The organism is Magnetospirillum sp. XM-1 (genome assembly GCF_001511835.1).
GTDB lineage: Bacteria > Pseudomonadota > Alphaproteobacteria > Rhodospirillales > Magnetospirillaceae > Phaeospirillum.
This window is the reverse complement of record NZ_LN997848.1, coordinates 4,753,383-4,768,011: the sequence shown is the minus strand read 5'-3', so window position 1 is coordinate 4,768,011 and position 14,629 is coordinate 4,753,383. Positions and strand designations below refer to the sequence as shown.

Annotated in this window: 13 protein-coding genes; 9 read left to right on the top strand and 4 right to left on the bottom strand. The window is 62.9% G+C overall.

From position 1 onward, the window contains the following. Window positions 1–12 precede the first annotated feature (12 nt). Window positions 13–519 (top strand): helix-turn-helix domain-containing protein, encoded by a 507-nt coding sequence (locus tag XM1_RS21740; RefSeq protein WP_231920620.1) that lies wholly within the window; start codon window positions 13–15, stop codon window positions 517–519. A gap of 41 nt (window positions 520–560) precedes the next feature. Here XM1_RS21740 and XM1_RS21735 read toward each other — a convergent pair whose 3' ends face one another. The 3 genes from XM1_RS21735 to XM1_RS23700 all read right to left on the bottom strand — a co-directional run bounded on the left by XM1_RS21735 (window position 561) and on the right by XM1_RS23700 (window position 2,451). Then, complete coding sequence (locus tag XM1_RS21735; protein ID WP_008616589.1) at window positions 561–917, bottom strand: helix-turn-helix domain-containing protein; 357 nt, start codon at window positions 915–917, stop codon at window positions 561–563. Continuing rightward, window positions 914–1,198 carry a DUF6516 family protein gene (locus tag XM1_RS21730; RefSeq protein WP_068437151.1) on the bottom strand — a complete coding sequence of 95 codons (285 nt, stop codon included), beginning with the start codon at window positions 1,196–1,198 and terminating at the stop codon, window positions 914–916. The genes XM1_RS21735 and XM1_RS21730 overlap by 4 nt, the downstream gene beginning before the upstream one ends. A 65-nt stretch (window positions 1,199–1,263) precedes the next feature. Beyond that, entirely contained in the window at window positions 1,264–2,451 is a 1,188-nt protein-coding gene (locus tag XM1_RS23700; protein WP_082700663.1) for an integrase family protein, read from the bottom strand. 220 nt (window positions 2,452–2,671) lie between these two features. On the opposite strand from XM1_RS23700, the gene XM1_RS25185 reads away from it, so the two are divergent. The 7 genes from XM1_RS25185 to XM1_RS21695 all read left to right on the top strand — a co-directional run bounded on the left by XM1_RS25185 (window position 2,672) and on the right by XM1_RS21695 (window position 13,186). Then, window positions 2,672–2,803, top strand: a complete 132-nt coding sequence (locus XM1_RS25185) for a hypothetical protein (protein WP_255360621.1) — start codon at window positions 2,672–2,674, stop codon at window positions 2,801–2,803. Between the two features lie 33 nt (window positions 2,804–2,836). Further along, window positions 2,837–5,545, top strand: coding sequence for a type I DNA topoisomerase (gene topA / locus XM1_RS21720; protein ID WP_068437147.1), 2,709 nt, complete (start codon window positions 2,837–2,839; stop codon window positions 5,543–5,545). Further along, a complete protein-coding gene (locus XM1_RS21715; protein ID WP_068437145.1) occupies window positions 5,542–6,126 on the top strand; it encodes a formyltransferase family protein in 585 nt (194 codons plus the stop codon). The genes topA and XM1_RS21715 overlap by 4 nt, the downstream gene beginning before the upstream one ends. 391 nt (window positions 6,127–6,517) lie before the next feature. Beyond that, a complete protein-coding gene (locus XM1_RS21710) occupies window positions 6,518–8,110 on the top strand; it encodes a flagellin (protein ID WP_068437143.1) in 1,593 nt (530 codons plus the stop codon). Between the two features lie 155 nt (window positions 8,111–8,265). Beyond that, window positions 8,266–10,266, top strand: a complete 2,001-nt coding sequence (locus XM1_RS21705; protein ID WP_068438180.1) for a flagellin glycosyltransferase Maf — start codon at window positions 8,266–8,268, stop codon at window positions 10,264–10,266. Next, window positions 10,259–12,172 carry an O-linked N-acetylglucosamine transferase gene (locus XM1_RS21700; protein ID WP_172821960.1) on the top strand — a complete coding sequence of 638 codons (1,914 nt, stop codon included), beginning with the start codon at window positions 10,259–10,261 and terminating at the stop codon, window positions 12,170–12,172. Before XM1_RS21705 ends, XM1_RS21700 begins: the two co-directional genes overlap by 8 nt. Window positions 12,173–12,175: 3 nt before the next feature. Further along, window positions 12,176–13,186, top strand: a complete 1,011-nt coding sequence (locus XM1_RS21695) for a glycosyltransferase family 9 protein (RefSeq protein WP_068437142.1) — start codon at window positions 12,176–12,178, stop codon at window positions 13,184–13,186. Here the strand turns inward: XM1_RS21695 and XM1_RS21690 are convergent, their stop codons facing one another. Further along, window positions 13,187–13,564, bottom strand: a complete 378-nt coding sequence (locus XM1_RS21690) for a flagellar biosynthesis regulator FlaF (RefSeq protein ID WP_068437141.1) — start codon at window positions 13,562–13,564, stop codon at window positions 13,187–13,189. It lies immediately after the preceding gene. A 198-nt stretch (window positions 13,565–13,762) separates the two neighbouring features. Here XM1_RS21690 and XM1_RS21685 point away from each other — a divergent pair, with 198 nt between their 5' ends. Then, window positions 13,763–14,611, top strand: coding sequence for a hypothetical protein (locus XM1_RS21685; protein ID WP_068438177.1), 849 nt, complete (start codon window positions 13,763–13,765; stop codon window positions 14,609–14,611). Window positions 14,612–14,629: the final 18 nt, after the last annotated feature.

Below are 14,629 nucleotides of genomic sequence, written 5' to 3'. Positions count from 1 at the left end.
GAAGGGATCGCCATGCCGCCACGTAAGAGTTCCAAACCCGCAACCGCCCCCGAGCCTGCCAAGGTCGCCAAGAAGGCTGGTCGGTCCACCAGAGGTCGCTTGGACGACGGCAGTGCCAACCCCATTGATGTCCATGTTGGTGCCCGCATTCGGCTTCGTCGGACCCTGCTTGGCATGAGCCAGGAGAAGCTTGGTGAATGCCTTGGGCTGACCTTCCAGCAGGTCCAGAAATACGAACGTGGGGCCAATCGGGTCGGAGCATCCAGGCTGTTCGACCTATCCCGTGTTCTGGATGTCCGGGTTGGCTACTTTTTTGAGGAAATCTCTTCGACTGCCCAGGCAGCATCGCCGGTCGAGGTGATCCGGGGCAACGTCACCAAGGCAATCGATGTCGCTGACGACAATCCCATGACAAAGCGGGAAACCCTCGAATTGGTACGGGCCTATTTCAGTATCAATGACCCCAAGGTTCGGGATCAGGTTTTGGCGATGGCAAAGGCTCTGGGTGGTGCCAAATAATGGGGGGGCTTGGCGGAACACCATGCTGCTCTGGAAATTCCCTAAAGCTTCAGGACTATCTCGTCTGCAATCGCCCTGATCGACCGACCTTCCTTTTCGATCAACCCCGCAGCGGCCAGGGCGTCCACATCTTCATAGACGTTTTTATAATCTCGACCGAGTTGCCGGGCGAGTTCTGCAACTGATGTCGTGGGGTGCTCCCGAAGGAAGCGAACCATTTCCAATCGCTTCGGCGTAACGTGACGGAGAAAAGCCTCCATAGACTCGAATGTCACGTTGAGTTCGGGTTCACCGATTTTTCCATGTTCGGCGTTATGCCATGCCGCGATCACTCTCTTGCCCATGTCATCAAGAGGATCGCTATGCCCGTTGCCGATGGAAACATTGATCCGGTTCAATTTGCCCTCCGCCGTCTGACATCGGCCTTAAAATCCTCAATCAACTGCTCAATGGTGGAGAATGAGTACGCAGTCTCATCGCCATCAAGATGACGGTGATCGCCCTTTCCAGCCTCGTTGTCGTAGCCGACGAGCCGCCTTCCATCTCGACCGTAGAACAGCGAGTACTTGAAACCATGGCCGCTGCCTTGAACCTGCATCGGCACTGCCCAGACTTTCATCTCAACGATGGACCCATCGTCGTAGACCGCCTTGGTGTGGATAATAAGGGTCGCCTTCATCCGATCCTCAGAACCATATCAGATTTATGGTATCCACGGCCATAGATTGCTGCGGGCTGCTGCATCTAATCGCCCATCATTGCAGATGCCAATCCCTCTGCAATGTCGTGATTCGCCTTGAGCTTGGTTTTCCGGGCAATCTTGTTGTAGTGGATTCTGGTGACCTCCGGGCTTGAGTGCCCAACTGCCTTCGAGACCGTCTCAAGGCTAATCTTCAAGTCATCAATGGCGAACGTAATCCATGATCGGCGAAGATCGTGGATGTTCACATGGGGCAAGCCAGCTTCCTTTCGGACATCACACCATACTTCGTCAACTGAGGTGATGTGTAATTCCGGGGACGTGGAACGAGCAAAAAGCCACTTTGAGTTTTTCGGGATTCGGTCAAGCAGTTCCTGAACGGGTTCCGTGATCACGATTTGCTTGATCTTCGGCTTACGACGCCGTGAATTTCCTTTGTCAGTCACATGAATATATCCATCTTTTACGGCATCCCACTGCATTGACAGCACCTCCATTTTTCGGGCGGCTGTGAAAATAATCATTTCGATAGCCAGATACATTGATGGGTTGTTTTGAGGGTTTGCTGCTCGGTGGGCAATTAGGGATTTGTATAGCTCTCTATATTCATTTTCATCAATCACAACATCTCTTGATTTCTTCTCGTTCATCTCAACTTTAAATGTTGGGTTGCTGTTCATCGGCAGAATTTTTGGGATACACCAGTTCCAGGCGGATCGAAGGTAGCCAACGGCATTGTTGCCATTCCCTTCTCCCGATGTCTCCGTCACATGATCGAGTAGCTTCTGGCAGTCATCTTGGGTGACATCCTTCCATGGCTTAGTTCCCATGAATGGACGCACATAATTTTTATACATCGCTCTGTATGAACGCTGCGTGTTTGCTCCTTTTTTCTCAATATGATTTGCCATGTACAAATCAAGTATATCATTTATAGTGATGCACTTTTTGTCATCCTGCTTGTCTTTAGCGGGATCGCCGCCCAGGGTTACTTTCGCCAGCACTTCTTTCGCTCTGGTTCGAGCTTGCTCAATGGTCAGCACTCGCACATCTGAAAGTGTCATGCGTCGATCTACGCCATACGAGTTGCGGTACTGAACGACATAGCTCCTGTGCCCATTGGGGGTGACCTTGACGCCAAACCCCGGCAGAGTTTCATCCCAGTAGATTCTGTCAGTGCATTGCGGCACGAGGTTGCGAAGAGCGGTGGTGGTTAGGCGAATTTTAGGCACAGTGGATTCCTTCGACGTGTTAGGCTTTGCTCATCCAGAGAAATGGCGGATTTCCGCCTTTCTTATTCGAATGTCGGCAGCCTTTTCGGGAAAGCAACCGGTAAGCAGCGAAGTACACTCGTGTACGTTATGTTGGCGTTGTGTTCTGTATGCATTCTCAGTTCAGCCCCCCGTTAGGACATTGAAATTGAGAAAAAAACAATAAAATCAATGGCGTGCGATTGGGGTTGACGAAATCATCCGCCAATGCCAATTGTCACCCTCCATGGTGTCCTGGGTCCTGCTGGAGATTGAACTGGCGGGTCGGTTGGAGCGCCATCCCGGCAACCGGGTCTCGCTGCTGATCGGCTGAGCCCGGGCGCCTTTTGGATGTGAATGGGTGCGGATGAAAGTCGTCGTCGTCGAGTCTCCGGCCAAGGCCAAGACCATCAACAAGTATCTGGGCAGCGACTTCCACGTGCTGGCCTCCTACGGCCATATCCGCGACCTGCCGCCCAAGGACGGCTCGGTGCGGCCCGACGAGGGCTTCGCCATGGACTGGGAGACGGATGCCAAGTCCGAGCGCCAGATCAAGGAGATCGTGGCCGCCGTCAAGGGCGCCGACAAACTGTTCCTGGCCACCGACCCGGATCGCGAGGGCGAGGCCATCTCCTGGCATGTCCGTCAGGTGCTGGAGGCGAAGAAGGCGTTGAAGGGCGTCGAGGTCAAGCGCGTGGTGTTCAACGAGATCACCAAGTCGGCGGTGACCGAGGCCATGCGCAATCCCCGCGACATCCATCAGGAACTGGTGGACGCCTATCTGGCGCGGCGCGCTCTCGACTATCTGGTGGGGTTCACCCTGTCGCCGGTGCTGTGGCGCAAGCTGCCGGGCTCGCGCTCGGCGGGCCGCGTGCAGTCGGTGGCGCTGCGCCTGATCTGCGAGCGCGAATCCGAGATCGAAAGCTTCAAGCCCCGCGAATACTGGACCATCGCCGCCGACTTCCTGACGCCCAAGGGGGCGCTTCTGTCGGCGGGGCTGACCCATCTGGGCGGCAAGAAGCTCGACAAGTTCGACCTGTCGTCCGAGGCGCTGGCCCGCGACGCCGAGAAGAAGGCGGCATCGGCCCGCTATTCGGTCGCCTCGGTGGAGCGCAAGCGGACCAAGCGCAATCCCTATCCCCCCTTCACCACCTCGACCCTGCAGCAGGAAGCCAGCCGCAAGCTGTACTTCGCCGCGGCGCGCACCATGCAGTTGGCCCAGCGCCTGTATGAAGGTGTGGACATCGGCGGCGAGACGGTGGGTCTGATCACCTATATGCGAACCGACGGCGTGCAGATGGCTGCCGAGGCCATCGCCGGCGCCCGGGCCGTGATCGCCGAGGATTTCGGCAAATCTTACGTCCCGGATGCCCCGCGCCTCTACAAGACCAAGGCCAAGAACGCCCAGGAAGCCCACGAGGCCATCCGCCCCACCGATCTGGCGCGCCGTCCCGAGGACGTGGCCCGCTATCTCGATCGTGACCAGATGCGCCTCTACGAGCTGATCTGGAAGCGGACGCTGGCCAGCCAGATGGCGGCGGCCGAACTGGATCAGGTCGGCGTCGACATCGCCGGCGACCAGCACGGCATCGTCTTCCGCGCCACCGGCTCGGTGGTGGTGTTCGACGGCTTCATGAAGGTCTATCGCGAGGACAAGGACGATTCCGACGACGAGGATGCGGAAAAGCTGCTGCCCGACGTGACCGAGAAGGATGCCATGGAGCGCAAGGCCATGCGCACAGAGCAGCACTTCACCCAGCCGCCGCCGCGCTTTTCCGAAGCCAGCCTGGTCAAGCGCATGGAAGAGCTGGGCATCGGGCGACCGTCGACCTACGCCTCCATCCTGTCTGTGCTCCAGGACCGTAATTACGTCCGCCTGGACCAGCGGCGCTTCATCCCCGAGGATCGGGGTCGTCTGGTCACCGCCTTCCTGGAAAGCTTCTTCGGCCGCTATGTGGAGTACAACTTCACCGCCGATCTGGAGAACCAGCTGGACGACATTTCCGGCGGGCGCATCGACTGGAAGAAGGTGCTGGAGGTCTTCTGGAAGGACTTCTCCGGCGCGGTGGACGAGACCAAGGATTTGCGCGTCGCCCAGGTGCTGGACGCCCTGGACGAACTCCTGGGGCCGCACTTCTTCCCCGATACCGGCTCGGGCCACGACCCGCGAACCTGCCCCACCTGCAACGCCGGGCGGCTGTCGCTGAAGCTGGGCAAGTTCGGCGCCTTCATCGGCTGCTCCGCCTATCCCGAATGCCGTTTCACCCGGCCGCTGACCACCGGGGGCGAGGGCGAGGACGAGGTGAGGGAAGGCCCCAAGGAACTGGGCAACGACCCCGAGAGCGGCCTGCCCGTTTCTCTCCGCAAGGGGCCCTACGGCCATTACGTCCAGCTGGGCGACGAGACGACGCTGAAGGCCGAGCCCGCGCCCGCGCCGGAAAAGGGCAAGAAGGCGAAGGCCGCCAAAGCGCCCAAGCCCAAGCGTGTGTCGCTCTACAAGGGCCTGGAGCCCGCCGACGTCACCCTGGAGATCGCCTGCCGTCTGCTGGCCCTGCCGCGCCTGATCGGCACCCATCCCGAGACCGGCAAGTCCATCTCCGCCGGTGTCGGACGCTTCGGCCCCTATGTGGTGCATGACGGCGTCTACAAGTCGCTGACCAAGGACGACGACGTCCTGATTGTCGGCATGAACCGCGCCATGGAGCTCTTGTCCCAGGCCAAGGGACGCGGGGCCGCCGGTCCGCTCAAGACGCTCGGCGAGCACGAGGGCAAGCCGGTCACCCTGCACGAAGGGCGCTACGGTCCCTATGTGTCGCGCGATGGCGTGCATGCCACCCTGCCCAAGGACGTGACCACCGACGCGGTGACGCTCGAGGCCGCCCTGGACCTGATCAAAGCCAAGGCGGCCAAGGGGCCGGCCAAGCCGGTGCGGGGCCGCAAGGCCGCGCCCGCCGCCAAGGCCGCGCCCGCCGCCAAGGCCGAAGCCGCGCCGAAGAAGGCCGCCGCCAAGAAGGCTCCGGCCAAGAAAACCGCGGCGAAGAAGGCTCCGGCCAAGAAAGCCGCCGCCAAGACATGAGCGGCGGCGCCGTCCTCTTCCTCGGCCCCGCCGACTCGCCGCTGCTCGCCTGGCTGCGGAGCCGGGGGGGCGAGGTGGTGCAGACGGATCAACGGATCGACGCCGATTTCGTGCGCGCCGGCGGCTTTCAGGCGGTGGTCAGCTACGGCTATCGCCACATCCTGAAGCCCGACGTTCTGGCGGCCATGCCCGAGGTCGCCGTCAACCTGCACATCTCGTTGCTGCCCTGGAACCGGGGGGCGGACCCCAATTTCTGGAGCTTCGTCGACGACACGCCCAAGGGCGTCACCATCCACTGCCTGGCCGACGGGGTGGACACCGGCGACATCCTGGCCCAGACGGAAGTGGCGTTCGGACCGGGCGAGGACACCCTGGCCTCCACCTATGCCCGCCTCCAGGCGGAGATCCAGACTCTGTTCAAGGAGTGCTGGCCCTCCATTCTCGCCGGCGCCTGCCCGCGCCTGCCGCAGGTGGGGGAAGGCAGTCTCCACCGGATGAAGGATAAGGAAACGCTGGCGCACCTTCTCGCCGATGGATGGAATACATCCGTGCGAGCCCTGGAGCCGCGCGCCCGGCGCTGAAAAGTGGTAGTACCGGAGTGGCGGAGACCGTAATTCTGGGCGGAGCTATCGCCCCAGGCGGCGGATCGCGCGATAATTTAGGCTGTTTCACTGACTGATGGTCCGGCTGTTCCGGACTATATTCTGATGAATACAGTAATGTTACTTAGCGCTCGGGGTGAATATCCTTTTGGGGAGAAGGGTTAATAAATCCTTTATTCCTGAACTCGGCATCATGTTGAAGTGATTGGCAAAAATTCGGTTGCACCGGGACTGTCAGTTGATCTAGACTGATGTTGTTAGGAAGTGTGCTCCCTGCATGCGACCCGCAGCCAGTGGCTTGCCGGTTGCGGGGAATGTAAGGAAGCCCGGGGCGAGAATCGCACCGGCCTCTCTAGAAAGGAGATTTGTTATGTCTGACGTCACCCTTACCTCTGCCGTCCGCAGCAATCTGCTGGCTCTGCAGTCCACCCAAGGCCTCGTGAATCGTACTCAGAGCCGTCTGTCGACCGGTTTGAAGGTCGCCAGCGCCATTGACGATCCGGTCGCCTACTTCCAGGCCAAGGCGCTGTCCGACCGCGCCAGCGACTTCCAGGGCAAGAAAGACAACATCGATCAGGGCGTGTCCGCCCTGTCCACCGCGCTGCAGGGCATTTCCGGCGTCACCACCCTGGTGAAGCAGCTCAAGGGTCTTGCGCTGAACGCGCAGTCCGCTTCCAGCTCCCAGATCGGCAGCCTGGTGTCGCAGTTCAACGCTCTGCGCAGCCAGCTCGACAATCTGGCCACCGACTCCCAGTATCAGGGCCAGAACCTGATCGCCGGCAAGGGCCAGACCCTGACCGTCAGCTTCTCGAACCTGACCGGGTCCAGCCTGGAAGTGGGTTCGGTGGACGTGAAGGTCGGCGCCGCCGGTCTGAACATCGCCAAGGCCGTGACCTCCAACGGCGGCTTCCAGCTGTCGTTCGACGACGCCACCGGCGTGGCGCTGGGCACCAGCGGCGTGGTCAAGGCCACCTATGCCGGCACCGCCACCTCGCTGACCTCGGGCTCCTACACCTTCTCGTACGGCTCGGCCACGGTGAGCTTCACCGTGTTCTCCGCCGGCAGCAGCAGCGGCGCCGACCTCGGTGCCGACGTGGCCTTCACCACCACCTCGGTGTTCACCAACGGCCAGGACTTCAACTTCCGCGCCACCACTGCCGATCTGACCGGTGCGGGTCTGTCCGACCTGAACGTCACCCAGGGCAGCATCCAGAACAACACCAAGTTCGCGGTCGAGTACGCGGCCCTCACTGCGGGCGGCATCTCTGGCTTGGACAAGGGCGACACCATTGACATCACCCTCAATGGCCTGACCGGCAACTCGCTGGCCAAGGGTACCTACACCTTCGCCTACGGCGCCTACAACCTGACCTTCACCGTGGCGTCGGCCGGCAACTCCGCCGCCGGTACCTTCACCACCACCAGCACCTTCGTCAACGGCAGCTTCGGCACCGCGGCGGGTGCGGTTCTGACCCTGACCCTGGGCTCCGGCTCGGTCACCGGCCAGGACACCGTGTCGTTCTCGGCGGTGGGCGTGTTCGCCTCGGCCAACGGCGGCAACATCAAGGGCCAGGCCTACTTCAGCGCCGGCGGCCTCACCGGTGCCTACGGCATGCACATCAGCGCCGAAACCAACCTCGGTTACGTTTCCGGCCAGTATGTGCTCGACGCCAATCTGTCCGGCGTGGTGAACGATCTGGTGAACAATCTGGACAACAACCTCGGCACTCTGCGGTCGGTGTCCCAGAATCTGGGTACCAACGTCGCCCTGCTGAACACCCGTCTGGACTTCACCAAGAACTACGTCGACCTGCTCCAGGCCGGTTCGGGCAAGCTGACCCTCGCCGACCTGAACGAGGAAGGCGCCAACCTGCTGGCCCTGCAGACCCGCCAGCAGCTGGGCATCCAGGCGCTGTCCTTCGCCGGTCAGAACGAAAAGTCGATCCTGTCGCTGTTCCGCTAAGTCGAAATGGCGTAAAACTTGGGAGAAGAGGTGGCTTTGCCACCTCTTTTCTTTTGTCCGCTCTTCGGCGAAATTCCTCCCGCCTGGATGGAAGGCCGCGCCGGCGGAAAGACGGACGGTACCATGGCCCCGATTGGGGGAAAGGAAGAATGGGCATGCTCGAGACGGCAATCGTCGACAACGACCTGGTCTCCAGGAATTTGCAGGCGTTCATCGATCTCATGCCCGAGCTCGGCGCCCGTCTCAGCAGTTACCAGCCGCAAAGCCGCCTCGTCACCAATCAGGACGGTGACCTGGATGTGGAGTTCCGGGGCGAGCTGCTTTACGGCCCCGGCGGCCGCAAGCGGATCGAAGCCATGGTCGAGGCATCGGCTACCGGCATCGACAGCCACATCAACATGAACCCCCTGACCAGCGGGCATGTGGACCTGATCACCCAGCGCTTCCTTTACCGCACCTTGAAGCGCGCTACCGAAGCCGGCATGGAATTCCTGCAATCTCCCGAGGAATCGGGGGGCTTCCATCTGGCGTGCATCGGGCTTGGCCTCGGCTATCAGATCCCCCTGCTGCTCGAGCAGGTCAAGCCGGCTGGCATCCACATCGTCGAGCCCAACCTGGATTTCATCTATCACTCGCTGGCGACCATGGAGTGGCGGCCGCTTCTCGAGACCCGCCGCGAGAATCCCTACCGCTTCAATCTGATCATCTCCGACAATTCCGGCGACATCGCCCGGTCGCTGCGGGCGGCCATCCGCTGCTGCTGCCCGGTGGTGGTCGATTGGGCGCGGGTGTTCGTCGCCTACAACAGCCCGATCCTGATGGCGGCCATGTCCGAGTTCATGCGCGACGCCCAGCTGATCGGCATCGGCCTTGGTTTCTTCCATGACGAGATGGAGATGACGCGGGCCTCGTACATGAACCTGCGCGACGGCAATTACCAGGTCATGCAGCGCTCCGCGCACGCCCTGAACGCGCCGGTGTTCATCGTGGGCTCGGGGCCGTCGCTGGACGACGATATCGAGGTGATCAAGGCCAATCAGGACCGGGCGGTGATCGTTTCCTGCGGCACGGCGTCGCGGGTTCTGCTGGCCAACGGCATCCAGCCGGACTTTCAGATGCTGCTGGAGAACGGCGCCGCGCCCTATCGCGCCCTGGCCGCCGTCCACGACGAATTCGGCTTCGGCGACGCGGTGCTGATCGCGTCGAACACCGTGGACCCCAGGGTGCGCAGCCTGTTCGACAACGCGGTCTACTACTTCCGTCCGGCTCTCAGTTCCTATGCGCTGTTCAGTCCCGGCCCGCAATACTCCCTGGAGGATTCGGGGCCGACGGTGACCAATACCGGCACCACGGCGGCGCTGGCCCTGGGGTTCCGCGAGCTTTACCTGTTCGGCGTCGATCTCGGCAGCCGCAATCCCAAGCGCCACCATTCCAAGCATTCCCTCTATCGCCACGACGACGACCAGATGGAAGGCCAGAAGGGGGCAATGGACTTCACGGCGGTGTTCGACGTTCGCGACGTGGGCAATTTCGGCGGACTGGTCTACAGCGAGACCATCATGCTGTGGACCCGCGACGCCCTGGGGCGGATCATCGGCCGCTACCGGCCGGGCGTCGACGCCTATAATTGCAGCGACGGGTTGCTGATCGAGAACACGCGGCCCCTGAGCTCCCAATCCATCCGGCTGAAATCGACGCCCGAGATGAAGGCCAAGGCCCTCGCCAAGGTCAAGGCCACCTTCCTGCCCGGCACCGAGGCCCATTTCACCGAGCGCTGGGGCCGCGAGAATTGGCCGCAGAGCATCATCTCGCTGCTGGAGGAATGCGTGGCGGCCATGGACGACCACCTGGGCGACGTCAACGCCATGGTGCTCAAACTGTCCGACCTGCTGATCAGCGACTACAAGGCGCCGCCCACCGTCGCCCAGTTCTTCGTGCGCGGCACCGTCATGATGGCGGTGATGTGCTTCGACTATTACGCCAAGCGGGTGAAGGACCCCGAGCACAAGGCGGCGTTCTGGGACATCGTGCGCGATGAATTCCTCGAGGTCGTCCGGGCAATGACGTTGCAGACCGAATGGTATTTCGAGAACATCGAAAAGTTCGAATCGGACGAGGAATTGTTCGAGAAGGTGACGGGGTGGCAGTATGAGTGACGAATTCGCCGCGGACATCGCGGAGCTGGTCGGCATCCTTCAGAACGGCACCGCCGCCGAACTGATGGAACACTGTCAGGCGAGGATCGGGCAGGGCAGCCTCAATCCCTACTATTTCCTGGCCATGGGCATCACCTCGTTTTGCAGCGGCGATGCCGGTCTGGGCATCCAGCTGCTGGAGCGCGGCCATTCCATCGCGCCTGATTGCCGCGAGGTGGTGGACGTTCTGGCCAGCCTCTACACCCGGGTGGGGCGCCTGGCCGACGGGCTGTATTACGGCAAGCTGGCCGTGTGCCTGAAGCCGCGTCCCGACGCCAAGGATCTGGTGCCGGACGACCTGTCGTCCTACATGGCGTCGCTGCTGAACGTCGGCATCTCCCATCACCTGACCAAGGCCGAGGCGGCCTTTCATCTGGGGCTGTTCCGCGAGGCGCTGGACCAGGCGGAAAAGCACCTGCGCATCCATCCCGGCGATGAAGCCAGCATGCTGCTGATCGCCCGGTCCATGCTGGAGCTGGGCCGTCCCTTCGCCGCCGCCTCCATGATGCGGGCCGCCCTGCACCACAAGCCGGCCGACGCCAGGATGCACGCGGTTCTGGCCGATTCCATGATGGCCTGCGGCCGCCACGACGCCGCCATCGAACACCAGAAGATCGCCTTCGAACTGGCCGGGGACGACGACGCCCTGCGGGCCGCCCTGGCCGGTTCCCTGGTGCTGCAGTCGGGGGCGAACTGGCCGGTGTCCCAGGCGCTGCTCGACGCCTTCGTGGCCGAGCGCGAGGCTCCGCTGCGGCGGGTCAACGCCCGGGAGAAGGCTGACTCGCCGGTTGTCGGCCTGATGTGGGACCAGGTCTATGACAGTCCGCTGGCCCATTGCGTGGCCCCGGTGATGAAGCATCTGGAGATGACGGTCCTCTACACCCTCAATCCGCGCCACGACCCGGTGACGGACCTGCTGCGCACCAGCGTGATGCGTCCGCGCCAGTCCATCGGCATCGACGAGGCGACCTTGGGGCGCATCGTCGTCGGCGATCAGCCCGGCGTCCTGCTGAATCTCTGCAGCCCCGGCGAGCGGGCCAGCTATCCGGTCTTCAAGGGGGAGGGGGCGCCCGTCACGGTTCACTGGATCTCGTCGCCCATGTGCGACCGGATGCCGGGCGTGAGCGTGGTTTTCTCCGACGAGGAGACCGCGCCCGTCGACCGCCGGACCTACGGCGAGGAGCGGATAATATCGCTGCCCAATCTGCTGGCCTTCCGGTTCCCGCAGATTCTGGCCCCCGAGGAGGATGTCCTCGACCTGCCGCGCTCGACGCGGGGCTTCGCCATGTTCGGCGTCCACGGCGATGGCGCCGGAATGACCGAGGAAAGCGTGGCTCTGTGGTCGCGGGTGCTGTGGGCGGTTCCCGGCGCCCATCTGATGATCGGCGGGCGCGACGACTGGGAAGAGGAGATGATCTCCTGGGGACTGGAGGCCTTCGCCGAATACGGCGTCTCCAACCGCGTCCATTTCCAGGCGCCGCTGGAGGATAACGCCACCGCCGCCGCCAAGGCCTTTCCGCACATGGTCGACATCGTGCTGGACTCGACCCCGGTCAACGGACTGACCGAGCTGGCCTGGGACCTGTGGATGGGGCTGCCGGTGGTGTCCCTGCGCGGGGACCGCCGGGTCGGGCGTATGGGAGCTTCCATTCTGCGGGCGGCGAACCGGCCGGAGTGGATCGCCGACGATCCGGCCGGCTATGTGGCTATCGCCGCCGGGCTGGCCCGGGACCCGAACCTGGGACAGATCCGCTCCGAGCTGCGCCAGCAGGTCCTGGCTTCGCGCCTGGGCAATCCGGATGCCCTGGGCACCGAGATTTCCGTGCGGTTGAAGGGAATCCGGGCTCTCGATCTGCCGCGCGGCTAGATCATGGCCTCGGACCCGTTGGCGGCGGCCTTCCAGCGCATCGAGGCGGGCGACCTGGCCGGGGCCATGGACATCTATCGCGCGGCCCAGGGCGGCGGCGACCCTCGGGTCAAGATGTGCCTGGGCCAGATGCTGCTCCTTCACGGCGATTACCGCCGCGGCCTGCCCTTGGCCGAATACCGTCCCCAGCCCGAGTTCCACGGCCCCCGCTGGCGCGGGCAGCGCCTGGCGGGTGAAACCGTCCTGATGCGGGGCGAGCAGGGGTTCGGCGACAATATCCAGTTCGTGCGCTATGGGGCGTTGCTGGCGGCGCGCGGCGCCCGCGTGGTGGTGGGCTCGCCCGCCGGATTGGGAGCCTTGCTGTCGACGGTGCCGGGGGTGGCCCAGGCGGTGGAGCCGGGGCAGGCGATGGAGCCGCCCGACTTCCAGGTGCCGATGATGTCGCTGCCCCACGTGTTCGGCACCACCTTGCAGACCATACCCGCCGACATTCCCTATCTGCGGGCGGATTGCGGGCTGGCGGCCCAATGGCGGGAGCGCCTGGGCGCCTATGGCGGACTGAAGGTCGGAGTGGTGTGGGGCGGCAATCCCGAGGCCCCCTATGACGGGCGGCGCTCGCCGGGGCTGGCCCCTTATCTCGCCCTGCTGGACGTGCCGGGCGTGACGTTCTTCAGCCTGCAAAAGGGTCCCGCCGCCCTCCAGCTCGAGGGGCGGAGCATGCCCGGGAATTTCGTCGATCTCGGTCCGCAATTGAGCGATTTCAGCCAGACCGCCGCCGTCATGGAATCGCTGGATCTGGTGATCTCGTCGTGCACCTCGCCGGCCCATCTGGCAGGGGCGCTGGGGCGGCCTGTCTGGGTGGTGCTGTCCAGCTTTCCCGACTGGCGCTGGCTGCTCGATCGCGACGACAGCCCCTGGTATCCCACGGCCCGGCTGTTCCGGGCCGCTCACGCAGAGGGCTGGCAGGGCGTGCTGGGGCGCGTGCGCCAGGCGCTTTTGGAACGGGCGGGCTGATCAGCCCTTCTTGGTCGCCGCGGCGGCGTTCTTCTGGCCTTCCAGCAGGCCTTCGGCCAATTGCATGTTGATGTTGATCAGGGTGTTGAGCGAGGAATCGCCGATGGACGCGCCATTGGTGAAGGTGGTGTGGGCGACGAATTCGCTCAGCCGGATCAGGCTGGCCTTGAGATCGGGGGGCAGCGGGCTGCCCGGCGACCGGGCCAGGGCGCGGATGGCCACCCAGACCTCGAGATTGTGGTTGAGCGCCGCCACCAGTTCGGCGGCGCGGTTCTCGCCGCTGCGGGCCCGGTCCAGCGCGATGGCGGCCTCGGCCAGGCTCAGGGCCTCCTGCTCGGGGAGGGGAAGGCTCGAGAGGTCGCCGATTTCTTCGGTCATGGGAGTCTCCTGGGGCGGCGTTCGGTGCGCGGACATTGTTGATTCTGGCCGATAATTCTGCGGCATCTTCGGTTAGAAAACTGTTAACCCCGCCACACCGGCCGCCGGCCCGCCGACCCCCCGATTTATGGATTTCTTAACGGAACGATGCTAGGCTCGGCATGGGTGAAGAACTCGCCCGCCGCGTGGGAGGTTCCCTTGACCGATACCGTGCTCAGTGCCTATGCCGGCGATCTGACCCAGATGCTCAGCACGCTGTCTGGCATGTCGGCGCGCCCGGCGTTCAACCTTGCCTTCGCCAATATGCAGAACGCCATGGTGGTGCGCTACAACGACGAGGTCTCGGCGCTGCAGCGCAAGGCGCTGGACAGCTACGACACCAACCTGGACAAGGAACTGGCCCAGCTTCAGACGCGCCTGCCCAAGCTGGTCGAATACCAGTCCCAGGTGAACAACGCCCGCACCCAATTGCTGGACCGGCTCGACGACTTCGGCAACCTGACGTCGCTCAATGCCGAGCAGCAGATCAACTCGGCGGCCGGCGATCCGGTGGACGCCACGAGATACGATGCCGAGATCGATAAGTTCAACGCCAGCCTGGGCAACCTGCCGTTTACCGAGGGAACCGACGTGGACCTGATCGGTGACGAGGGAATGGGGCAGATCCGTATGAACGGTCTTGGCCTCCAGCATTTCTCTGTCGACGACGACGATGCCAAGACGGGGGCCACCTACAATCTCAGCAGTTCGCTCGATAAGCTCAATCTCGCGCTGAAGCGGATTTCCAACCGTCTCGACATCGTCGCCAGCGAAGTGGACTGGGTCGAAACCCGGATTACCGAGATTAAGGATCACCAGCAGCAATCCATGGCCGACATCAAGGCCGACGTCGCCAAGCAGGTCCAGCAGAAGAAGCTTCTGATCGCCCAGCAGCTTCAGGCCGTCTCCATCGGGTTCGAAGCGGCGCAAGCCAGCAGCGAGAAGATGGACAAGGCCTTCACCAACGATACCTACCAGCCGGGATCGGTGGTCAACCTGTTCTCGTAACAGGGGCCGCGGTATTTC

Coding starts and splice junctions, on each gene's coding strand:
- XM1_RS21740 (WP_231920620.1), top strand. CDS start 13: ATGCCGCCACGTAAGAGTTCCAAACCCGCAACCGCCCCCGAGCCTGCC.
- XM1_RS21730 (WP_068437151.1), bottom strand. CDS start 1,198: ATGAAGGCGACCCTTATTATCCACACCAAGGCGGTCTACGACGATGGG.
- topA (WP_068437147.1), top strand. CDS start 2,837: ATGAAAGTCGTCGTCGTCGAGTCTCCGGCCAAGGCCAAGACCATCAAC.
- XM1_RS21715 (WP_068437145.1), top strand. CDS start 5,542: ATGAGCGGCGGCGCCGTCCTCTTCCTCGGCCCCGCCGACTCGCCGCTG.
- XM1_RS21710 (WP_068437143.1), top strand. CDS start 6,518: ATGTCTGACGTCACCCTTACCTCTGCCGTCCGCAGCAATCTGCTGGCT.
- XM1_RS21705 (WP_068438180.1), top strand. CDS start 8,266: ATGCTCGAGACGGCAATCGTCGACAACGACCTGGTCTCCAGGAATTTG.
- XM1_RS21700 (WP_172821960.1), top strand. CDS start 10,259: ATGAGTGACGAATTCGCCGCGGACATCGCGGAGCTGGTCGGCATCCTT.
- XM1_RS21695 (WP_068437142.1), top strand. CDS start 12,176: ATGGCCTCGGACCCGTTGGCGGCGGCCTTCCAGCGCATCGAGGCGGGC.
- XM1_RS21690 (WP_068437141.1), bottom strand. CDS start 13,564: ATGACCGAAGAAATCGGCGACCTCTCGAGCCTTCCCCTCCCCGAGCAG.